The sequence below is a fragment of the Candidatus Competibacteraceae bacterium genome (assembly GCA_016699715.1).
Taxonomy (GTDB): domain Bacteria; phylum Pseudomonadota; class Gammaproteobacteria; order Competibacterales; family Competibacteraceae; genus Competibacter.
In genome coordinates this window covers 493,228-513,959 of sequence record CP065007.1, presented here as the reverse complement: position 1 = coordinate 513,959, position 20,732 = coordinate 493,228, and the positions used below count along the sequence as shown (strand labels likewise).

Sequence of the window (20,732 nt, the reverse complement as noted above, 5' to 3'; positions counted from 1 at the left end):
AATCTCCAGCATGGATAGGTAGTCGCGCAGCCGGCCTTCATCGGGACCCGGATGCCATGGTCGGTCGCTCGACGCCGATGGATAGCAACCCTGGGAGGAAATTCAGGTGCAGGTCGGGTTGGCCCGCCTTCACGGAGCGCCCTCCACCCCACCTTTCCCGGTCTCGCGCAGTTGTTGCGCCCACGACTGGGCGTAACGCCCGCCCAGGGCCAACAACTCAGCGTGACTGCCGGATTCGAGGATGCGGCCCCGCCCCATGACGTGAATGACATCGGCGTGCAGCGCGGTGGTGAAGCGGTGGGTAATCACGAGGGCGGTGCGGCCGGCGGCCAGGCCGCGAAACCGCGCCAGCCAGTCGGCCTCCGCCCAGGAATCCATGGCACTGGTCGGCTCGTCCAGGATCAGCAGCGCGGATTGCCGCAGAAAAGCCCGCGCCAGCGCCAGTCGCTGCCATTCGCCCACGCTCAGCTCCGCGCCGCCGAACCACTTGCCCAACACCGTCTCATACCCTTGCGGCAGGCGCTGGATCGCCTCCTCGGCTCCGGCGGCTTCGGCGGCGGCGACGATGGTCGTCACATCCGACGCGGCGGCCAGATCGCCGCAGGCGATGTTGTAGGCAACGGTATCGTGATAGTGGACCGGCTCCTGGAACAGCACCGTAATCCGCTGGCGCCAGCCGGCCAGCGCCAGCTCGCGCAGGTCGATCCCATCCCAGCTGACCCGGCCCGCCTCCGGGTCGTAAAAACGGCACAGCAGCTTGAGCAGCGTGCTCTTGCCCGCGCCGTTCTCGCCGACGATGGCCGCGATCCGGCCAGCGGGGAGCGTGAGATCGAAGCCGTCCAACGCCAATCGCTGGCTACCGGGATAGCGGAAACTCACGTTTTCCAGCCGGATCGTTCCCGCCGCATTCGACGGCAGAGGCACGGGATGCCGTGGTTCCGCGACCAGGGGGCGCAGGGCTAGAAATTCGTGCAGGTTTTCCAGGAACAGGAGGTTGCTGTACATCTCGCCGACGCTGCCCAGCGCGGTGCGCAACAGTCGTTGTCCCTGGCTGAATACCTGATAGAACAGCGCCAGATCGCCCAGGCTGGCCAAGCCCTGCATCAGCCGCCCGACCATCCAGGCGATGGTCAGCCCCATCGCCAGCAATGCAGCGGCGTCCGCGCCCAGTTCGGCCCACATCTGCTGGCGGGCGAGTTGCAGGCGCTCGCCGCGCAGTCTGGCCCGCACGGCGCGGTAGGCGCTCCGAAACGAGTCGCCGAGGTCGAACAGGCGCAATTCAGCCGCCGCCCGGTCCCAGGTGAGCATCCAGTCGTAATAGTTCGCGCGGCGCTCGTTGCCGGTATTGCGGACCCGCCATCGATGAAAGCGCGCGATGGCGTGGGCCGCCACCCACAGCGCCGGCAGCGCGCCACCGATCAATACCAGCGGCAGCCAGGGCGCGTACCCCCACAATATGCCGGCCATCGCCAGCAGGGTCAGGCCGTTCTGGGCCAGGCCGCCGAGGTTTTCCAGCAGCGCCCGCGGACGATCGAGCGCGTCCACCCGCGCCCGGTGCAACTGATCGTAGTATTCGGGAGTTTCGTAATAGCTCAGGTCCAAATGAATGGCCTGGGCATGAATTCGGTCGTCGAGATAATCGCGCAACCACTCCGCCTGAGCGGTACGCACCCAGGCGGCGATGCCGCGCAAACTCTCCACGAGCAGCAGCAAGCCCGCCATCAGCGCCACCCAAACCAGGCTTTGCCGCAACGCCGGCCAGTCTCCCGGCGCTTGCACCGTGATGACCAGGCTATCCACCAGGGTGCGGGTCAACAACACCACCGCAACGGGCAGCAAGCCCTGCGCCACCACCAGCGCCGCCCAGGCCAGCGTCCAACCACGGGTCGCGCGCCAGATCAGTCCCAGCGCCCACGGCAGGTAGGGCAACTGCGCCAGCGCCTTGCGGAGCCGTTCGGTCAAGTAGGCGGTGCGATTGGACATGCCTTCAGTCGTCAAGACCGTGTTTGTTGCTGTTACTGGGCATCCGGTTTAAACAACCATTCCCGCAACGCATCGCGCTGGCGCACGGTTTCGGCCAGTTCCCGGTCGCCGCGCCACAGCCGCCTCGCCACCGACCCATGGCGCCGCATCAAATCCCTCACCCGCACCAGATAATATCCATACAGCACCCATGATCCTGGGGGGATCGGATACATATAGGTCATTTCTTCCCGGCTGGGGAACAACCGCCGCCACAAGACCGCTGCCCGATCAGCAAGCCGCCCCGGCTTGAAAAAGTTGATTGTGTTCGCGGTCATCGCCACCGTCTCGGTGCCCGCGTCGAACAGCCGCCGTTCCACCTGCTCGATCACCCCGGCTGACAAATCGGCTGGCTCCAACGCGGTCAGGACTTCCGCCGGTACGGCGGCGCCAATCCGGGCGCTGGCCAGATAAAGGATCAAATAGACGCCCTTGCGCCAGCGGTGGCGCGAAACCCGCGTACACAGCGTCGGCCAGTCGATCTCCAGCGCGAACCGTTCGATGAAAACCGCGATGTCGCACAGTGCCCGCAACCCGAAATCGAATTCGTGCTGGTAGGAAGCGTGCAGGCAAAGATGCAGCAGGAAATCTTCCACTGATAGCGTTGCGGCATCGACCTCGGCGATACGAACCGCCCGGGCGTTTTGCCACAATTCCTCGCTATCCATGCCATCCTTTCCCGCGGCAAGCCTGATGGCCCAATGCACTTCCACCGGCGCGAAGCCACCCGGCTTCTGGCAAACGAAATCCTTGCCGAATGATGGAATCAGAGTCTCGGTCGCGGGATAAATCAGCCGATAGCCCAGTTCCTTCACCACCCGCCACGCCTCCCGCGCTTGGCTTGCGGGGACCAGCAGGTCGATGTCGCTCATCGGCCGCAGCGCGATATTCCGGTAGACGTTTTCGGCCAGGTACGCGCCTTTTAGGACCAGCACTGGAATCCCAACCTCATGCAGCGCCAGCAACAGCGGCCGCAGTTCCTCGTAAAGACGCAGATTGCGGGCTGCGGTATTGAGATACAAACCGCGCAGTCGTTCCCGCACGTCGTCCGGCACACACCCGGCCAGAGTGGGAACCTTCAACCGCTGATACAGCAGGGGCGCCACACCGTGCCGGGTCGCCATCTCGACCAGAGCTGTCCATCCTTCGTCGGTCAAAACCGACAAAGCGGCCGAATCGAGCCGGCTTTTATCTTGGTGCAGGCAGGCCAATAGGGTTGCGCGCGTCTGGTTTTCCAACTCAATCCTCTCACCGGTAATACTGGCGAACTACTCGCCGATTCCGATCGCTATGCCGCCACAAGCAAACCGCTAACGAGCATCTCGTCCGCGAGCTGCATCAGGTCGGCCTCCAATTGGGTTTCGGGCACATCGAACTCCTCCAGCATCCGGGCGACAACCGCCGCGAGTGTACCTTCCGCTTCGAGCAGTTCGAGGAAGCGGCTGCCCACCGGATCGAGGCCGAAGTAGGTCCCGGATTCGAGATTGAGGAGGACGGTCTCATCACTCACTTGACGAGTGACCACCTGATCGGGAATTTTCAAACGAGCGTCGCGGGTCAACATTAAGCGGCTTCCCACTGTGGTTAGCTTTCATTATTCGGTGGCGGAAGTGTCATTCTCTCCTGATTGAGGAACGACGTTTTCAAAGATCTCCTCGAACGGAATCGAGACGTTCAACGCCGGGAAAAAGCATTCCCCGCAATCGGCAAGAGACTCATGAAACAACCAATCGTTTTCCGGAGTGCGCCGAAATGCTTCCAGGCGGCGCGCTTCGATATCCACCAGCACGTATTCCCGTAAGGACGGCAGCGAGCGGTAAGCCGCGAACTTGTTGCCGCGGTCGAAGGCGGCGGTGGACTCCGACAGCACTTCCACGATCAAGGCCGGATGGGCGATGAACTGACCCGCCAAGTGATCGCGCGGATCGCAGGACACCACGACATCCGGGTAGAAAAAGGCATCCGCCGCTTCCACCCGCAATTTCAAATCGGCGACATACGCCTGACAGGGTCCGCCGCGCAGCCGTTGCTTGAAAGCGGCGGCTAGATTCAGGGACACCACCACATGTTCGCGCCGCGCACCCGCCATGGCGAATACTTCGCCGGCAATATACTCGTGCTTTTCCACTTGCCGCTCTTCCCAAGCCAGATAGGTTTCAGCATCGAAAGCGGTTTGGATGGCCGGGTTCGTCATGTCAACCTCCGGAAAATAGGCACGGCCCTTCATGGAACACGTAGCGTATATCATTCTCCATGCTTGCCGCATGGTCATATACCAGGGAAATCATACGCGATCACCTGCATGGCGCGCGTGTTCCACAATAGCCTCCCGGACACGCGCCAAGTCCTCGAAACGCCTTGGGTAATCGAGGCGGTAATGAATCGGCTGGTTCGCCAGTTTGGCTACTTGGTCAAAATGGGAGGCGAGCCTGGGCTTTTCTTCCACGTCGAGCAGGAAGGAGTGCTTGACCCATTCCATCAGGGCCTCGGCCGCGCTCAGGCGCTGAAATTCCAGCATCGTGGTGCTGCCGTCGCCCAGAAAATACACACGGCGTAAAGGGCGGGGCTGTTCGCAAAAGCGGATGTTCTCGCCGGCCAGAAAGCGTGACTTGGCGGTGAACGACAGGGCGGGCGCCGTCTTGCTACCCGGCACGATGAGTGCCTCTTCGCTGTCCGCCCACAAGCGGATGGAGGGATGACTGGGCAAAATCCGGTGGCCGTCAGCCGTTGGCTCCACCACCAGGCCGTGATCGGTCAGGAAGCGAAATCCACTGACCGCGAAACTGGCCGCCAGTGTGGACTTGCCCCGACCCGAGTCGGCGACGAAGGCGATCGCGCAATCACCAACCTCGACGGCGCTGGCGTGAAACACCAGCTTGCCCTGCTTGCTCAGGGCCAGTGGCAATACCTGGTTCAGGTAGAGATGCTGCACCGTGGCTTCCGAGACCTCGGGCACGGGAACACCGGTGATATTGAACCCGTCCGCCGAAACCTGAAAATCCGCCAGATCGGGAAAGCGCAGCAGATAGCCACCGTGCGTCCGATAAAACGCCGTCCACAGCGTGCCGTCGGGGAAGATCCAGGTGTGGAAGGGCTCGACCGCCACGGGAGCCTGTACCCGCGCGGCCAGCAAGCTGAAATCGATCACGATTCGGTATCCCTACCCAGCACCTGCGCCACGAAGCGGGAGATTTCCTCTGAGGAGGGGAATAGATCCGGATGGTCGCGCAACACGGCCTGTTCGATCTGCCGGGCCGTGCGTCGGCCGTCGCAATAACCGAGCACGGTGAGTCGCGCTTGTCCTTCGCGGCTCAATTGCGGCACGCGGGTCGGATTGGCACGCATCAGATCCTCCGGCGCTAGCAACATTCCTTGCCAAGTGGAGTGACTGAAGCGCTGACCGGAGGCGGGAAACTCCACGACCCAAGCGATCAGGTTGTCGGCCGGCCGCGCCATGATTCTGGCCTTAACCCAATCCCCGGCTTTCACCGAGACCACCTCATCGATGGGCAGAAAAACCTGTGGGCGATTGATCCGCCGATCCGACAGCGGTGAGTTGGTCATCCATACGCCCTCCGCCAACTCGCACTCGAACCAGCCGGCCAAGCCGTGCATCATGCCATCGTGCTCAATGCGCAACTCCACCGTCCAGGAGAAGAAGTCCGGGTTATCCACACGCAAGTCGATGTCGCCCAATGTGGCGGGTGCGCCCAACACGGCTTCGCACGGCAGTGCGACTTCCTGTTTGGCGTTGACGGCATGGTGACGCAACCAGTGAAATTCCACCGGCACGCCCTCCGCCCGCCAGCCCTCGGCCTTGTCGCGCGCTATTTCGGACTCGATCGCGCCGATCTGCAACCGGATCCTGGCGGGAACCAGGCGCCCGCCGGGCTTGAGGAATCGCCGCCGCGCATCTTGCAGTGTATGCACGATGCCGTAATCGAATCCGAAATAGCCGACGTGATCGCAGATCACCAGATCGACCGGCTCGGGGAGTTCGACGCGATGGGAATGACCCTGGATGAAGGTTGTATGCTCGGCCCAGCCGGCACGCGAAAAAGTCTCGCGGGCCACCTCCAGCATGGCGGTCGAGTCGATACCGAACACTCGGCCTGCACCCACCTGCAGGCACAGCAACCCGAGAATACCGGAACCGCAGCCCAAGTCCGCGACACAATCACCAGGCTCCAGCACCTGGGCAACGGCGACCCTGAACTGTTCGAGTCGAGTGCGGTCGGCGACGTAGCCCAGATGTTCGTTCAGCATGACGTATTGCTCATTTTCCAGTTTCTGGTTTCTTGATAGGTGGGAACGAGAAAAAGACCCATACTGGATCAGTCGGGCAAGAAATCGGAATCGAGTATTTGCCCAACGGAATACGGGCAGTCAGCGGGGAAACTTTCATCATCCAAGCCGGTTTCGTTGGCTGCGGCGACTATCGCGGATGGATAGACATCCTCGACAAACTCAAGCAACTCCGCTTTTAGACTTGGGTTCTCGCTTACAAGCTTCTCCAACCTTCTGCGCTGGTCTTTGATGGTTCTCCGCCAACTATTGGAACGCCGATCTTTCTGTATCTGCCATTTCAGTAAATGCATCAACAAGACTTCCAGACGGCTTTCCAAGGATCTCCTCTCGCTTTTCCCCATATCCTCGATTTCTTCCGCCAAGTGCTCAACATCAATCTCCGACCACCTCTTGGCCCGGATCAAGGCGGATTGCTCCCGAGTCCATGCGAAAAAGTCAGTTTTGTAATGATGCTCGGGCATGCAAACAACCTCGAAATCACCCAAGGAGAGGGACTGGTTCAACGTGACCATGAATAAATCACTTCCGCCCACCACGCAGTTTCGCCGATACAAGATCAGCGCCGCCATGTCCATAACGATGGAACATGGCGACATGTAGCCCGTATGAAACGCGGCAGACTGAGGGGGTTCGCACCCATCCGATTACCTACAAGTCGATAAAATTCAATAAAATCAAACATAATTTCTATTTAAAACCATTGTACAAGACAAAAATAACTTACTGAAAATTAAGATAAAAAATAACAGCTATTTTGAGGGCAGTAGGATTGCGAGGTTGCTGTTATCATAACTATAATACTTTAGCTAATTCCAATTTTAACTTCTTTGAAGGATTGGAAATTGAAAGTGAGTAATGATTTCAGCATGTCTTTCTTCTCAACATGTGCGGTTTCAATGAAGTGGAGGATGGATTTTTTGAAGTCCTGAAAAGTGGGATAATAGCGGGCGTGCAAGCCGCATTTTTTCACCCACTTCCAGAACCGTTCGATCAGGTTGAATTGGGGCGAATAGGCCGGGAGAAACAGCAGTTCGATGTTCAAGGCGGCGGCGGTGTCCTGAACCAGCCGACAGCGCGGGTAGCGGGCATTGTCCAGCACCACCGTGATCGGCACCGTCAAGCCCAGCGCCGCCCGTTTGTACAGCATCCGGCCGACGTGCTGGCTGTTGATATAGGCGTCCGTGGTGACGGTGATCAGTTGATGGGTCACCGCGTTCAACGCCCCCAGCACGCTGAGCCGATGCCGGCCACTGGGCGTCGGCTGCCAGCAGCGCGCCAGGCACCAGACCCAACTCAGGAACAGCCCGTGGACGAAGTGGGCGGCGTCCAAAAAAAAACTTCGCGCCGTCCGGCTTGCGCCTCTTCCAGCCGCGGGGTCAGCGCCTCGGCTTCGAAGCGGGCCTGTTCCGCCCGGCGTTCCGCCGTCGGCGCCGGTCCCGGGATCGCCCCGCTCTTGCGCCGTCGCAGTCCAAACTGTTTGAGCACCTTGCCCACTTGGGCGGGACTGCGCTCGATCCCGGTCAGTTCGGCGATGCGGGCACGGGCCTCGACCAGGGTTGCCGGCGGGCGCCGCGCGAACGCCGCCACGATCACCCCTTCATACGGCGCCAGCGCGCTGCGGGCCTGGCGGAACCGGCAGGTCGTCAGCGCCGCCCAGCCCCCGTCTTGAAACAACCGCAGGTAGCCAATCAGAGTCGGCTTGGTGATCCCCAGACTCGCGCAAATCGCCTGATGCGACCAGCCCTCGCTCTTGAGATAGAGCGCTTCCAACCGTTGCCGCACCCGAGGATGTGGATGATGGAGCCGTTCGTGACGCAGGCGTTCCCGCGTCTCATTAGAGAAAACCAGTCGAATCATGGTGCGCGCTCCAGCCTCTTTCAGGCCATCCGATTAACCCTCGGAACACCGTAAAACAAAACAACCATAAAGTAAATTTTGACTTAATTTAAAGTATAACTCCAGAATATCCGTGACCCGTATCCGCTTGCCGCGAATGCAAGGCTGACCGCCACACTTGCCCGGCTCGATAGTAATACGATGCAGTCGATCAGAAAACATAATAGCTCCCATTCATCCAGAAACGCCCGCGCTGGCGGGTAAATCAGTTACACCGCACTGATCCCACTGTTCCTACCCGGGCCAATACGCATCATCTAAAACCTGTCCCAGCGCGAATGGCGCGGTTTCCGGAAAGGTCCGCTCCGGTAAATTCGTTTCTCGGACAGCAATCAAGCGCGCATCCGAATAACCATTCACAAACGCCTCATCCAAGCAAGATTTCAGACCCGGATTTTTTCGTAGCAAACGAACGATCCGCTGCCGCTGTTCCTTGATGGTGGCGATCCAGCTATTGCCGCGCCGTTCCGGTTGGAAAATCCACTTCAGCAAATGCGCCATCAACACGCCTAAGCGACTCTCCAACTCTCGTTCCTTGGCCGCCCCCATGTCTTCCAGTTCCTCGGCGACATACTCGCAATCGATCTCCGCCAGCCGGCCCTCCCGTACCAGTTGCGCGGTCTGCATGGCCCAGGAGTAGAAATCGTGGTCGTGGTGAGCAGCGGTTGTCATCGCGGCGCTCTCCTGAATTCATCTTTTGAAGAATAAGTCAATTCGGTTACCGGTTTTGTACAAGAGGTCAAAGACCCTGAAAAGCCGCAAAATGTAACCCTACATCCAATCCATCATTCAACGCCACTCCTTTGTACTCCACCCACGCATGCGCCTCGAAGCGCCCCTGCTCCATGCGCACCCCGATCCGCAACTCGCTGACGATGCCCTGGCGCCCCAGCAACCACCACAGCGTCAGCGAGCGATGCAGGCAGGTGGGACGGTGCAAACTCCACACCGCCGCGCCCTGTACCAAACGCGTCAAAGCACGGGCCTGATCCGCAAGCTGCATTTCGTCGCCAACGGCCGGAGGGGTTGTCCCGACCCGGCGCCCCAGAAAACCGTACACACGCTGAAAACTCACCCAGCGCAATGCCAGCGCAATGCCATGCAGCATCCACCATGCTCGCAGCAGCAAACCTCGCTCTCTCCAGGAAAGTCGCCAGATGATCAATCCATGCCGCCACAGTCGAAACCACCCAATACGCATCGCGCCCTCAATTCACCGTTCGCCCCGGCAACTTCAACAGCCACCGCCCCGCATTTGCCAGTTGCCGGCGCAGCAGCATCCAATGTTCTTCCCGTATCCGCTGGTCCAGACAGCGCAGAAACCGCGCCTTGATCGCTTCATTTTGCTGGTCGAGCATTGCCGCCCACAATGCATCATTCACGTTGTAAACCCGGTCATCGGCCAAGCAAACCGGAATGACGGTAGCGACCGGAACCGCCAAATCTCCCGCCACCGCTTCCACCGCCGCACGGATATTCATCGCCTTGCTTCCCTGGGGATTCAGCAGATCGTAGGGCGGTTGCCACTCGCGCGGCGGGCGCAACTGGTCGATGTGGCTGACCACCACCAACACCGGCGGCGGTCGGCGATCCGAGTGCTCGGCGAACCCATCGCGCAACGTATCCAGGCGCAGCCGATCCAGTCGCCGGTCGGGACGATGGGCGGCGCAGACCCAAAGTATCAGGTCGGACTCCATGGCTACTTTCCGCAAGGCTTTCTCGCTCAGCAGCCCGGTATCGCAACCCGGCGTATCGAAGATCAACGCGGTGGTCAGTCCTGCGCGCTCCAGCCGGTAGGGCCGCAATCCCCCTGTCGTGTCCGGCAGCACATCGGTCGCGGCGGCCAACCGGCCAAACAGGGCGTTGATCAAGCTGGATTTACCCGCGTTGGCCCGGCCCAGCACCACGATGCGCAATGGCTCCTCGATGGGCGTCGCTTGCGTCAGTTGTGTCGTCGGTTCGGCCTCGGTCAGAGCCAGCCGCCCGCTGTACAGTTCAATGGCGTAATAGCCGACCTTGCGGACATATTCCCGCAGCAACCAGCGCTGGGTTTCGGTCCACGCCTGCCCATACGCCTGGCCACGCAGATGGCCCCAAGCCTCGCTCAACAGGGCATCCATCGGATTGACCACCAGCCGGCCCGCCCGATAGACATTCATCAACCGCTCGGCGGTGTCCTTCCAACGCCAGGCGCGGAGCAGATCGCCGATGGTCAACCGGTTGCTGAGCGGAATGTGGTCGGTGACGGTGGCGCGCAGATCGCGGCTGGCCCGTTCGATGATCAGCAAGGTGTGCGGCACGGTCAATTCCAGCAGCGGGCGTTCCTGCTTCGGATGGTAGCAGCGAGCAACCGCTTCCAAAGTCTGTTGGCCGAGTCTCCACAACCGGCCGCCATCGTGCAGCGGCCAGTCTTCCGGTTTCACGGCTTCCGCCAGTTGTTCAACCGTTGCCCAAGCACCCTCCGTCTTCGGCGGCCAATGGGGATCAGGAGTTGTCGCCGCATCGGCCAGCAGGCGGCGATCCCGACGCAACAACCAGAATTGCAAGCCGTAGCCGGCGGCGCTGCACGCCAACATCGTCGCCAACCACCAGGACAGTTTCCCCGCTTGCCAGAGCCAGAAGCCACCGAGCGGCAGCAGCGCGGCCACCGGCAGCGCCCACAGCAGCAGCGCGGTCAGGCGCAGGCGATCCAGGCGGGGGAACGCCGTCTTCATGGCCGGCCTGCCCCCGGTGGCGGCTTCAACAGGGTCGAACTCGCCACCAGTGCCTCGGCATAAACCCGGCGCAACGCTTCCGCATCCAGCGAACCGCCTCGCTCACGGTGGGCAAAGTAATAACCGGCCGCCTTGCCGAGCGCGTAGGTGGTCGCGCCGCTGGTGGTCGCGCCCCACATCGCGCCGACCGTCTGTCCCCACCAGGGCACGAACTTGATCAGTTCCCGACCCGCCGTGCGTGCCAGGTAGCCGACCCCGATGCCCGCGCCGAGCAGGCCGAGAAATTCGGATACCGCCCGTCCGTCCCAATCCTGCCCGTACAGCCGGCCCAGACCGTGCAGCAGCTTGGCCTGCACCGCCGGCACCCCGACCAGATCCACCAGCGGCAGCGCGCCGATACCGGCCGCCGCCAGCGCATGGCCGACGATGTGAGGATGAGCGGCGCGTTCGTAGACATCGCGGACACCGGCGTCACCCCGCAGCATCGCTTGCAAACCCAGGGCTGAAACCGCCTCGATGGCGCTCCACAAAGCCTCCAGACCGTAGTTCGCCGGTTCGTAGCCATCCTCGGGCAGGGTCAGATCGACCGGAACCCAACGCAGCGGCGCCGCGCCGGGCAAGGCTCCCAGCCGGTCACGCTGCGCGCGCAACGCACTGGTCAGGCCATGGGGTGCTTGCGGTGGCCACGGTTGCCGGTCATAGGGATAGGGCAAGATGTGCTCGTTACCCAGCGGATAGGCTTCATGCAAGCCGGTCTGGGCAATGAGCACCGGCCATTCGGGATGCCGCTGACGGACTTGGCGCAACACCTCGAAGACCGGGTCCTGGCGAATGTCGGTGGCTTTCACCACCCCGAGCAGCAGATGGGCCTGTCGCTCGCAGTAGCGAATATCCTCGGCCGGATCGTAGGCGACTTCGCCCAAGCCACGGGTATCGAGAAAGCGCAGCACCGGCGCTTCGGCGGGAAAATCGTAGAAGCGGGCGGTACGGGTGCAGGGTTGGAAGCCGTTGCCGATTTCGGCGCTCTCGCTGCCGGTCAGGGCGCGGATGATCGAAGTCTTACCGGCCTGGGTCTTGCCGATCAGCCACAGCACCGGCAACGGTTGCCGCGCCCGCGCCTCGCGCAAGGCCGCGTCCAGCGCCTCATCATCGACGCGGGGATGCAATAAGGCGGCGCGCAGGCGACGCCAGTAGTCGGGCCAGTTCGAGTGAAATGCCATTCACCAAATCCTTCGCTAAACCATCCGCATCAATCATGAGCTGGAATTTTCGAGTGTGAGCGTCCCGACCGCCACGTTCAATCCACACGCACAAAAACGCCCTCCTTGTCGCCAAGGAGGGCACTGGTCCAGTGAACATTGGAACGCCGTTGCGGAATTCTTAGCGCCACTCCTCGCCACGGTCGTCGCGTGGGGGCGGTGGCGCGTAGTTATCGTCGTCCTCCTTCCAGAAGCGGTTGCGCGGTGGACGGCGTCCGCCATCGCAATCGATCACGCCCTGGCGGCACAGCGTATCGCGCCAGGTGTACTTCAGGAAATATTGGGCGAACGGCTGCGGCAACGGATCGAACTCCACCCGCCGCGACGGCGACCATTCGCTCTCGCCGTAGCCGGTGCCCGGCTCCGCCCGCGCTCCGGGCGCGGCGCCGAGGGGCGCGGACTTCTCCCGCAACCCGCGCTGGTCGCTGTAACCCGGACCCTCCTGAGCCCACGGCTGCGGCTTGTCGGGCGCACGCTCCCGAAACGCCGCCACCGCGATCACGCCCATCGCCGAATAATCGCCCCAGGCCCCGGAGTAGGAGTCGCCGGCGTCGGTGAAATAAAAGCGGTTGACCCGGTTCTTGCCGGTCCGCCAGCCTTCATACGTCTCCTGCTGATACGGCTTGAGCACATACATCCGCTCGTCCGGGCGCAAATTGGAACGGTCGCCGGAAATGATGTTGCGGCCATCCACCGCAATCACCACACCGACGCGCTGGTTGCTGCGGTTGCGGATCTGGACCGAATATTTTTGGTCGCGCACCGCCTCCACATAGGCCTTGAACACTCTCGACCCCCGCCCGTCGAGCGGATACTGGGAATAGGGTCGGCCACGATCGTTGACCACCTCCACCTCCAGCTTGCCACTATCGAGCCGCTGTGCCCCAGCCAGTGACGGAACCAGCAACACCCAGATTGCCATCAGCCCTGTTTGCCATTTCATCTTCATCGAACCTGCTCCCAATGGGTTGTCATCGACTCGCGGTTTCCAAACCCCGCCATTCTCACCATGCGATCCAGCCTAAGTGGCGACGGCTGAATCCCTACTGAACACTTTACCCATTTTCCACCGTCGCCACCCCGAACAAGACTGCTCGGAATTCAGTCCCGATTCATTATTAACCGATTAAGCTGTAAGCTAATTTAAATTTATAGGGAAGTTGCTCATTCATGTTCGATCATCTCCAGCAGTTGCGGTGCCTGCCGCTCCTCGTGTTGATCGGCGTGCTGGTCGTCACCGGTGCGCAGGCGCAGTCCGGGTACCGGCAACGGGGGGATGGGCGCGGGCCGCCGCCCCGCCAGCTTGCCGATCCTGACCGCGCCGCCAACGCCGCGCGCCAAGCCACCGGCGGGCGGGTATTGGGCGTGCAGGGCAGCGAACGCGACGGCCGGCCAGGTTACCGGGTTCGCATCCTGCAACCGGACGGCCGCGTGCGCAGCCTGCATTACGATGCCGCCAGCGGCACGATGCGCGACTGAATTCTCTCCCTCGACCGAACGGATAACCCCATGCGGATTCTGATCATCGAAGACGAAGCACCGTTATTGGAACGCGTGACCGCCCAGTTACGCGAGCAGGGCTACGCCGTGGACACCGCCGCCGACGGCCGCACCGGTTTGTACCTCGGCCAGGAATATCCGCTGGACGCGGCGGTGGTGGATCTCGGCCTGCCGGATCTGTCGGGGATCGAAGTGATCGGCCGCTGGCGGGCCGCCGGGCGGCGCTTCCCCATCCTGATCCTCACCGCCCGCGGCCGCTGGCAGGACAAGGTCGAAGGATTGGAAGCCGGCGCCGATGATTATCTGGTCAAGCCGTTTCACATGGAAGAACTATTGGCGCGGTTGCGAGCACTGATCCGCCGCACCGGCGGCTGGACTCAGTCGCTGTTGAGCTGCGGCCCCATTGCCCTGGACACCGGCGCGCAACTGGTGACCCTCGCCGGCCAGCCCGTGGAGGTCACCGCCTACGAATACAAACTGCTGGAGTACCTGATGCTGCACGCCGGCATGGTCATTTCCAAGACCACACTGACCGAACATCTCTATCAGGAAGACGATGACCGCGACAGCAACGTGCTGGAAGTGCTGGTCGGCCGGCTGCGCCGCAAGCTCGACCCCGATCGGATGCTCAATCCGATCGAGACGTTGCGAGGTCGGGGCTACCGATTCGCCCTGGAACGGTCTTCCGGCTGAGATGCGGTCCCTCAGCGGTCGCCTACGCATCGCCGCCAGCGTGGTGCTGGCCGCCTTCCTCGGCCTGACCGGCCTGACCCTGGACCGGGCGTTCCGCGACAGCGCCCTGGCCGCCGCCCGCGAACGCCTGCAAGCGCAGGTCTACATGCTGCTGGGCGCGGCCAACCTGGACACCTTCAACCGCCTGGCCCTGCCCCAAGCCTTGCCGGAGGCGCGCTTTTCCACCCCGGATTCCGGCCTGTACGCCGATGCAATGGACAGTCAGGGCAACCTGGTCTGGCGCTCGCCCTCGCTGCTGGGCATGGCGCTGCCCTTTTTCCCCGCGGTGCGCACGCCCGGCGACACCCAGTTCGCGCCATTAATCTCTTCCGATGACAGCAGGACCCCACTGTTCGTGCTGGCCTTCACCGTCAGCTGGGAAATCGCCGCCAACCAGTACCGGCTTTATACCTTCCGGGTAGCCGAAACCCAATGGAATTTCCTCGACCAGCTCTGGAGCTTCCGCCGCAGTCTGTGGGGTTGGCTGCTGGCGGCGACCGGCGTGCTGCTGGCGGCGCAGGGCCTGATCCTGCGTTGGAGCCTGAAACCACTGCGGCGGGTCGCCGCCGAAGTGACCGAGATCGAAGCCGGCCGGCGCGCCGAACTCAGCGGCGACTATCCCGAGGAACTGCAACCGCTGACCGTCAATCTGAATGCCCTGCTGCGCCAGGGTCATGCCCACCTGGAGCGCCACCGCAATGCCTTGGGCGATCTGGCCCATAGCCTGAAGACGCCGCTGGCGGTGATGCGCGGCGCCCTGGACAACAGGGCGCACCACGCCGAACTGCGATGGACTCTGCAAGAGCAGTTGGAGCGGATGAACCGCACGGTGGACTACCAGTTGCAGCGGGCCGCCGCTTCCGGGCGCATTGCCCTGAGCGCGCCACTGCCGGTCGCGCCGGTCGCCCGCAAGATCCTGGATTCGCTGGCCAAGGTCTACGCCGACCGGGCGCCGCGGCTGAGCAGCGAAGTCGGAAGGGCCACGGTATTCTATGGCGACGAGGGCGACCTGATGGAAATCCTCGGCAACCTGGCCGACAACGCCTGCAAATGGTGCCGACAGCGAGTGGTGGTGCGCGCTTACCCCGCCGATCGCGGCGAGCACGCCGAACTGGTGGTGGAGGTCGAGGATGATGGACCCGGCATTCCACCCGACCAGGCGCCGCTGTTGCTCAACCGCGGCCGGCGTGCCGACCTGAGCGTGGCGGGACATGGCATCGGCCTGGCGGTGGTACGGGTTCTGGTCGAGGAAGTCTATTACGGCCGGCTCGATATCAGCCGTGGCCCGCTCGGCGGGGCGCTGGTGCGGGCACGGCTGCGTTTCCAGGCCAACGGCTGAGGGAACGGCGGGTAAAATCCGGCCACCGCGCCCAATGCCGCTCCGATTTCGCGCTAATCTTTCCGGAAACAAACACAAGATAATCAGGGAATCGTCATGCTATCCATCGCCACTTTCAATCTGTGCAATCTGGGCGCCGACGCGCCGCCGGCTCGGCTGGCGAAACTGGGCGCGATCGCCGCCCGCGATCTGGGCGGACCGGATATTCTGGCGGTGCAGGAGATCATGGCGGAAACCCCACCGGCGCCGGATGGACGGGTGCCGGCCGACTTGGCCTATCAGGCGTTGAGCGCCGCCATCGTCGATGCCGGTGGTCCTCGCTACGAGTTTCGGGAGGTCCCACCGCTAGTCCACCGGGACGGCGGCATGGCCGGCGCCAATATTCGGGTCGGGCTGCTCTTCGACCCGCTGCGGGTCGGTTTTCCCGACCGGGGCCGCGCCGGTCCGGAGGACGGCATCGGTATCCGCCTCAACGGCGGCCGTCCCAGCCTGACGCTCAACCCCGGCCGCATCGCCCCTCTGCATCCGGCCTTTGCCGGCGATGGCCACCATCACTGGGTGCCCAGCCGCAAGACGCTGGCGGCGGAGTTCGAGCTACGCGGGCAAAAGCTGTTCGTCATCGTCTGCCATTTCAAATCCATGCGCTCGCTCACCCGCCGCGAGGAAGATTACGCCAAGAAGCAGCGACACGCCCAAGCCGAAATCGTCCATTATTTCGCCGCCGATCTGCTGGCTTGCGACCCGCGGGCGGCGATCGTGGTGCTCGGCGACTTGAACGACGTACCGGGTTCCAAGACCCTGAAAGTCCTCAAGGGCGATCTGTTTCATAACCTGCTGGAGGATCTGCCGCGCGGACAAGGCTACACCCGTCGGCACGGCGGCCAACCGCAGGCGCTGGATCATATTTTGATCAGCCCCGCGCTGCGACCCGGAGCGGCGGCGCATATCCCCCACGTCAACAGCAACGCCGGCCCCGGCAAACCGGAACCAGCCAGCGATCACGATCCGGTATTGGCGCGACTCCCGGCGTGGGCGAACCTGGATTGCGCTTGAGCGCGCCGAGCGCGGATCGGACACCGACCGGCTACCCCTGTCTCTCACCCCACCCATCGAAGCCCACTTGCCATGACCGCCGAGACCGCCGAGACCGCCGAGACCGCCGAGACCGCGTCCGCCCGCCCGCTCAATGCTTACTGGAGCCCCGTGGTGCACCGGCTCACGCCCTATGTACCGGGAGAACAACCGAAGCTGAGCCACCTGGTCAAGCTCAACACCAACGAAAACCCCTACGGCCCATCACCCAAGGTGCTGGACGCGATCCGCGCCGAACTGTCCGAGGCCCTGCGCCTGTACCCGGACCCGAATGCCGAGCGATTGAAGCAGGCCATCGCCGATTACTACGCCGTCGCGCCGACACAGGTGTTCGTCGGCAACGGCTCGGACGAAGTGCTGGCCCTGGCCTTTCAGGCCCTGCTCCACCATCCGGCGCCGCTGCTGTTCCCGGATATCACCTACAGCTTTTACCCGGTCTACTGCGGGCTGTACGGCATCGATTTCGTCACTGTGCCGCTGGCCGAGGACTTCACGCTGCGGGTCGCCGATTACGCGCGGCCAAACGGCGGCATCATCTTCGCCAATCCGAACGCGCCCACCGGCCGTCTGCTGCCGCTGGCCGACATCGCGTGGCTGCTGGAGCGCAACCGCGATTCGGTGGTGGTGGTGGACGAAGCCTACATCGACTTCGGCGGCGACACCGCCATCGCCCTGGTGGATCGCCATCCGAATCTATTGGTGGTGCAGACCTTGTCCAAGGCGCGCTCGTTGGCCGGACTGCGGGTGGGGCTGGCGGTCGGCCACGCGGGGTTGATCGAAGCCCTGGAGCGAGTCAAGAATAGCTTCAACTCCTATCCGCTGGACCGGCTGGCCATCGCCGGAGCGGTGGCCGCGTTCGAGGACCGCGAGCACTTCGAGCGCACCCGACGGGCGGTAATCGCCAGCCGCCTCGAACTGGTCGCGGCGCTGGAGCGACTCGGTTTCGAGGTGCTGCCCTCGGCGGCGAATTTCGTGTTCGCCCGCCACCCGGCGCGTGCTGCCGCCGCGCTGGCCGCCGCTTTACGCAAACGCCAGGTGATCGTGCGGCATTTCCAGCAACCGCGCATCGAGCAATTTTTGCGCATCACGGTCGGCCACCCGGATCAGAACGTCGCGTTGCTCGCCGCGCTCGCCGAAATCCTGGCGAAGGACTGAACCCATGCAACTGCGCGAACTGGTCGCCTACACCAACCGCCTGCTGGCCATCGACCGCTTCAGCGACTACTGCCCGAACGGCTTGCAGGTCGAAGGCCGGACGGAGATCCGCGCGCTGGTCGGCGGCGTCACCGCCTGTCAGGCGCTGCTGGACGCGGCGGTGGAACAAGGAGCGGATGCCGTGCTGGTGCATCACGGCTATTTCTGGAAGGGCGAAGATCCCTGCCTGACCGGCATGAAGTACCGACGGATCACCGCCCTGCTCCGCCACGACATTGGCTTGCTTGCCTATCATCTGCCGCTGGATGCCCACCCGGAACTCGGCAACAACGCCCAGCTTGCCCGGGTGCTGGATCTAACCGTCACCGGCACCATTGGCGGCGACGGCCGCACGCCTGGCCTGGTGATGCTGGGCGAGCCGATCGCGCCGATCGGTGGCACGGAATTCGCCACCCACCTGGCCACCCGGCTCGGCCGACAACCCTTGTACATCGCCGGCAACGACGCGCCGATCCGCCAACTGGCCTGGTGCACCGGCGGCGCGCAATCCTTCATCGCCACCGCCCACCAAGCGGGCGCGGACGCCTTCCTGACCGGCGAGGCCTCGGAACAGACCGTCCATTTCGCCCGCGAAAACGGCCTGCACTTCTTTGCCGCCGGTCACCACGCCACCGAGCGCTACGGAGTGCGGGCGCTGGGCGCGCATCTGGCACAAGCATTTGGCCTGCGATTCACGTTCGTCGATATCGACAACCCGGTTTGAACGCCGCCCCCGCAACGTTTTCCTCGAACGGCCAGAGGCTCGAAACGCATCCGCCGATTCAGCCGGAGCCACGGTAGGCTTGCTCTGTTTCGACCCTGACCTCGACGCGACGACGATCCCCGCCCCCGCCCATGAGGCGCGGGCGGTTCGCGGGCACCCGTTAAAATTAGGCCCACGCGCATAGCGCGGAATCGCCAAAAACCTTATTATAATTGGCGAAGCTAATACGGGCGCCCAGCAGCTTCGCTGGTCGCGAATCCGTCCAAAAAACGAACAACATTAACGCCTTGGCTATCTATTTCCGAAACACTACCCGGTTTCCATCCGGCCCGCCCCCTCTTTTGGGCGAGCCTTTAAGCTCCCGTCGTCGCCAGTTCAACCGCGGCGTCCGATATCAGTAAGGAGAGAGCGTTCATGCATGACATTATTCACCAATTAGAACAAAAACGCGCCGGGGCCCGTCTGGGTGGGGGCCAGCGCCGCATCGATGCGCAGCATAAGCGGGGCAAGCTCAGCGCCCGCGAGCGCATTGAAGTCCTGCTCGATCCAGGCAGCTTCGAAGAATGGGACATGTTTGTCGAGCATCGCTGCACCGATTTCGGCATGGGCGACACCTCGATTCCCGGCGACGGGGTCGTGACCGGCTACGGTACGGTCAATGGCCGCATCGTCTTCGTGTTCAGCCAGGATTTCACCGTGTTCGGCGGTTCGCTGTCGGAACCCCATGCCGAAAAAATCTGCAAGATCATGGATCACGCCATCAAGGTCGGCGCACCGGTCATCGGCCTGAATGACTCTGGCGGCGCTCGCATCCAGGAAGGCGTGGACTCGCTGGCCGGTTATGCCAACGTGTTCCAGCGCAATGTCATGGCCTCCGGGGTCATTCCGCAGATTTCCCTGATCATGGGTCCCTGCGCCGGCGGCGCGGTGTATTCACCCGCCATGACCGACTTCATCTTCATGGTCAAGGACACCTCTTATATGTTCGTGACCGGTCCCGAAGTCGTCAAGACCGTCACCCACGAGGAAGTCACCGCCGAGGAACTGGGCGGCGCCATGTCGCATTCGGTTAAGTCGGGCGTGTGCGACCGGGCCTTCGAAAACGACATCCATGCGTTGTTGATGCTGCGCCGCTTCATTAACTACCTGCCGGCCAATAACCGGGAAAAACCACCCTTCCGGCCCACGCCGGACCCGGCGAACCGGATCGACTACTCGCTGGACACGCTGATTCCCGACAGCGCCAACAAGCCCTACGACATGAAGGAACTGATCCTGAAGGTCGTGGACGATGTGGATTTCTTCGAAATCCAGCCGGATAACGCCAAGAACATCATCGTCGGCCTGGCGCGGATGGACGGTTGGCCGGTGGGTATCGTCGCCAACCAGCCGATGGTTCTGGCCGGTTGCCTGGACATCAAGTCCTCGATCAAGGCCGCCCGCTTCGTGCGCTTCTGCGACGCTTTCAATATTCCGATCATCACCTTCGTCGACGTACCCGGCTTCATGCCCGGCACGTCGCAGGAATACGGCGGCATCATCAAGCACGGCGCCAAGCTGCTCTACGCCTACGCCGAATGCACGGTGCCCAAGGTCACCGTCATCACCCGCAAGGCCTACGGCGGTGCTTATGACGTGATGAGCTCCAAGCATCTGCGCGGTGATGTCAACTTCGCCTGGCCGACCGCTGAAATCGCGGTCATGGGTCCCAAGGGCGCGGTCGAGATCATTTTCCGTCAAGACATCGGTGATCAAGCCAAGATCGAGGCGCGCACCGAGGAATACCGCAAGAAATTCGCCAATCCGTTCATCGCCGGCCATCGCGGCTTCATCGATGACGTGATCATGCCGCACGGTACTCGCAAACGCATCTGCCGCTCGCTGGCGATGCTGCGGGACAAGGAACTCGAAAATCCGTGGCGCAAGCACGGCAACATTCCGCTGTAAGGGAG

Annotated in this window: 22 protein-coding genes; 6 read left to right on the top strand and 16 right to left on the bottom strand. The window is 62.6% G+C overall.

Going from position 1 to position 20,732, the window contains the following annotated elements; genetic code table 11:
• Positions 1-129: 129 nt before the first annotated feature.
• From IPM89_02370 to IPM89_02295, 16 genes are all read right to left on the bottom strand, one after another.
• Positions 130-1,983 carry an ABC transporter ATP-binding protein gene (locus IPM89_02370; protein QQS54719.1) on the bottom strand — a complete coding sequence of 618 codons (1,854 nt, stop codon included), beginning with the start codon at positions 1,981-1,983 and terminating at the stop codon, positions 130-132.
• Positions 1,984-2,015: 32 nt separating this feature from the next.
• Positions 2,016-3,260, bottom strand: a complete 1,245-nt coding sequence (locus IPM89_02365; GenBank protein QQS54718.1) for a nucleotidyltransferase family protein — start codon at positions 3,258-3,260, stop codon at positions 2,016-2,018.
• A 50-nt stretch (positions 3,261-3,310) separates the two neighbouring features.
• On the bottom strand, positions 3,311-3,586 hold the full coding sequence (locus tag IPM89_02360; protein ID QQS54717.1) for a PqqD family protein: 276 nt from the start codon (positions 3,584-3,586) through the stop codon (positions 3,311-3,313).
• A gap of 30 nt (positions 3,587-3,616) precedes the next feature.
• Entirely contained in the window at positions 3,617-4,216 is a 600-nt protein-coding gene (locus tag IPM89_02355) for a Uma2 family endonuclease (GenBank protein QQS54716.1), read from the bottom strand.
• 90 nt (positions 4,217-4,306) lie between these two features.
• Positions 4,307-5,170: a hypothetical protein gene (locus IPM89_02350; protein QQS54715.1), complete on the bottom strand. Its 864-nt coding sequence runs from the start codon at positions 5,168-5,170 to the stop codon at positions 4,307-4,309.
• Positions 5,167-6,288, bottom strand: coding sequence for a methyltransferase domain-containing protein (locus IPM89_02345; protein QQS54714.1), 1,122 nt, complete (start codon positions 6,286-6,288; stop codon positions 5,167-5,169). The genes IPM89_02350 and IPM89_02345 overlap by 4 nt, the downstream gene beginning before the upstream one ends.
• A 68-nt stretch (positions 6,289-6,356) precedes the next feature.
• Positions 6,357-6,791, bottom strand: coding sequence for a DUF29 domain-containing protein (locus IPM89_02340; protein QQS55748.1), 435 nt, complete (start codon positions 6,789-6,791; stop codon positions 6,357-6,359).
• 341 nt (positions 6,792-7,132) lie between these two features.
• Positions 7,133-7,660, bottom strand: coding sequence for a transposase (locus tag IPM89_02335; protein QQS54713.1), 528 nt, complete (start codon positions 7,658-7,660; stop codon positions 7,133-7,135).
• The gene (locus tag IPM89_02330; protein QQS54712.1) at positions 7,624-8,187 is read right to left on the bottom strand and encodes a helix-turn-helix domain-containing protein; all 564 of its coding nucleotides are present in this window, start codon (positions 8,185-8,187) and stop codon (positions 7,624-7,626) included. The genes IPM89_02335 and IPM89_02330 overlap by 37 nt, the downstream gene beginning before the upstream one ends.
• 33 nt (positions 8,188-8,220) lie before the next feature.
• Positions 8,221-8,388, bottom strand: coding sequence for a DUF433 domain-containing protein (locus IPM89_02325; protein QQS54711.1), 168 nt, complete (start codon positions 8,386-8,388; stop codon positions 8,221-8,223).
• A 72-nt stretch (positions 8,389-8,460) separates the two neighbouring features.
• A complete protein-coding gene (locus tag IPM89_02320) occupies positions 8,461-8,898 on the bottom strand; it encodes a DUF29 domain-containing protein (protein ID QQS54710.1) in 438 nt (145 codons plus the stop codon).
• 67 nt (positions 8,899-8,965) lie between these two features.
• Positions 8,966-9,427 (bottom strand): lasso peptide biosynthesis B2 protein, encoded by a 462-nt coding sequence (locus IPM89_02315; GenBank protein ID QQS54709.1) that lies wholly within the window; start codon positions 9,425-9,427, stop codon positions 8,966-8,968.
• A gap of 7 nt (positions 9,428-9,434) precedes the next feature.
• Positions 9,435-10,940: a GTPase domain-containing protein gene (locus IPM89_02310; GenBank protein QQS54708.1), complete on the bottom strand. Its 1,506-nt coding sequence runs from the start codon at positions 10,938-10,940 to the stop codon at positions 9,435-9,437.
• A complete protein-coding gene (locus tag IPM89_02305; protein ID QQS54707.1) occupies positions 10,937-12,160 on the bottom strand; it encodes a 50S ribosome-binding GTPase in 1,224 nt (407 codons plus the stop codon). The genes IPM89_02310 and IPM89_02305 overlap by 4 nt, the downstream gene beginning before the upstream one ends.
• A 160-nt stretch (positions 12,161-12,320) precedes the next feature.
• A complete protein-coding gene (locus IPM89_02300; protein QQS54706.1) occupies positions 12,321-13,142 on the bottom strand; it encodes a hypothetical protein in 822 nt (273 codons plus the stop codon).
• Between the two features lie 221 nt (positions 13,143-13,363).
• A complete protein-coding gene (locus IPM89_02295; protein QQS54705.1) occupies positions 13,364-13,645 on the bottom strand; it encodes a hypothetical protein in 282 nt (93 codons plus the stop codon).
• A gap of 63 nt (positions 13,646-13,708) precedes the next feature.
• Here IPM89_02295 and IPM89_02290 point away from each other — a divergent pair, with 63 nt between their 5' ends.
• The 6 genes from IPM89_02290 to IPM89_02265 all read left to right on the top strand — a co-directional run bounded on the left by IPM89_02290 (position 13,709) and on the right by IPM89_02265 (position 20,727).
• Complete coding sequence (locus IPM89_02290) at positions 13,709-14,392, top strand: response regulator transcription factor (protein QQS54704.1); 684 nt, start codon at positions 13,709-13,711, stop codon at positions 14,390-14,392.
• Position 14,393: 1 nt separating this feature from the next.
• Positions 14,394-15,770 carry a hypothetical protein gene (locus tag IPM89_02285; GenBank protein ID QQS54703.1) on the top strand — a complete coding sequence of 459 codons (1,377 nt, stop codon included), beginning with the start codon at positions 14,394-14,396 and terminating at the stop codon, positions 15,768-15,770.
• A gap of 96 nt (positions 15,771-15,866) precedes the next feature.
• A complete protein-coding gene (locus tag IPM89_02280; protein ID QQS54702.1) occupies positions 15,867-16,823 on the top strand; it encodes an endonuclease/exonuclease/phosphatase family protein in 957 nt (318 codons plus the stop codon).
• Positions 16,824-16,895: 72 nt separating this feature from the next.
• A complete protein-coding gene (locus IPM89_02275; GenBank protein ID QQS54701.1) occupies positions 16,896-18,017 on the top strand; it encodes a histidinol-phosphate transaminase in 1,122 nt (373 codons plus the stop codon).
• A 4-nt stretch (positions 18,018-18,021) separates the two neighbouring features.
• On the top strand, positions 18,022-18,780 hold the full coding sequence (locus IPM89_02270; GenBank protein ID QQS54700.1) for a Nif3-like dinuclear metal center hexameric protein: 759 nt from the start codon (positions 18,022-18,024) through the stop codon (positions 18,778-18,780).
• A gap of 414 nt (positions 18,781-19,194) precedes the next feature.
• Positions 19,195-20,727 (top strand): acyl-CoA carboxylase subunit beta, encoded by a 1,533-nt coding sequence (locus IPM89_02265; GenBank protein ID QQS54699.1) that lies wholly within the window; start codon positions 19,195-19,197, stop codon positions 20,725-20,727.
• Positions 20,728-20,732 lie beyond the last annotated feature (5 nt).

Excerpts from the sequence above, each read along its gene's own strand:
- IPM89_02290 (QQS54704.1), top strand. The coding sequence starts at position 13,709 with ATGCGGATTCTGATCATCGAAGACGAAGCACCGTTATTGGAACGCGTG.
- IPM89_02300 (QQS54706.1), bottom strand. The coding sequence starts at position 13,142 with ATGAAATGGCAAACAGGGCTGATGGCAATCTGGGTGTTGCTGGTTCCG.
- IPM89_02295 (QQS54705.1), bottom strand. The coding sequence starts at position 13,645 with ATGCAGGCTGCGCACGCGGCCGTCCGGTTGCAGGATGCGAACCCGGTA.
- IPM89_02330 (QQS54712.1), bottom strand. The coding sequence starts at position 8,187 with ATGATTCGACTGGTTTTCTCTAATGAGACGCGGGAACGCCTGCGTCAC.
- IPM89_02285 (QQS54703.1), top strand. The coding sequence starts at position 14,394 with ATGCGGTCCCTCAGCGGTCGCCTACGCATCGCCGCCAGCGTGGTGCTG.
- IPM89_02275 (QQS54701.1), top strand. The coding sequence starts at position 16,896 with ATGACCGCCGAGACCGCCGAGACCGCCGAGACCGCCGAGACCGCGTCC.
- IPM89_02370 (QQS54719.1), bottom strand. The coding sequence starts at position 1,983 with ATGTCCAATCGCACCGCCTACTTGACCGAACGGCTCCGCAAGGCGCTG.
- IPM89_02325 (QQS54711.1), bottom strand. The coding sequence starts at position 8,388 with ATGTTTTCTGATCGACTGCATCGTATTACTATCGAGCCGGGCAAGTGT.
- IPM89_02340 (QQS55748.1), bottom strand. The coding sequence starts at position 6,791 with ATGCCCGAGCATCATTACAAAACTGACTTTTTCGCATGGACTCGGGAG.
- IPM89_02270 (QQS54700.1), top strand. The coding sequence starts at position 18,022 with ATGCAACTGCGCGAACTGGTCGCCTACACCAACCGCCTGCTGGCCATC.
- IPM89_02320 (QQS54710.1), bottom strand. The coding sequence starts at position 8,898 with ATGACAACCGCTGCTCACCACGACCACGATTTCTACTCCTGGGCCATG.
- IPM89_02345 (QQS54714.1), bottom strand. The coding sequence starts at position 6,288 with ATGCTGAACGAACATCTGGGCTACGTCGCCGACCGCACTCGACTCGAA.
- IPM89_02360 (QQS54717.1), bottom strand. The coding sequence starts at position 3,586 with ATGTTGACCCGCGACGCTCGTTTGAAAATTCCCGATCAGGTGGTCACT.
- IPM89_02315 (QQS54709.1), bottom strand. The coding sequence starts at position 9,427 with ATGCGTATTGGGTGGTTTCGACTGTGGCGGCATGGATTGATCATCTGG.
- IPM89_02355 (QQS54716.1), bottom strand. The coding sequence starts at position 4,216 with ATGACGAACCCGGCCATCCAAACCGCTTTCGATGCTGAAACCTATCTG.
- IPM89_02310 (QQS54708.1), bottom strand. The coding sequence starts at position 10,940 with ATGAAGACGGCGTTCCCCCGCCTGGATCGCCTGCGCCTGACCGCGCTG.
- IPM89_02305 (QQS54707.1), bottom strand. The coding sequence starts at position 12,160 with ATGGCATTTCACTCGAACTGGCCCGACTACTGGCGTCGCCTGCGCGCC.
- IPM89_02265 (QQS54699.1), top strand. The coding sequence starts at position 19,195 with ATGCATGACATTATTCACCAATTAGAACAAAAACGCGCCGGGGCCCGT.
- IPM89_02280 (QQS54702.1), top strand. The coding sequence starts at position 15,867 with ATGCTATCCATCGCCACTTTCAATCTGTGCAATCTGGGCGCCGACGCG.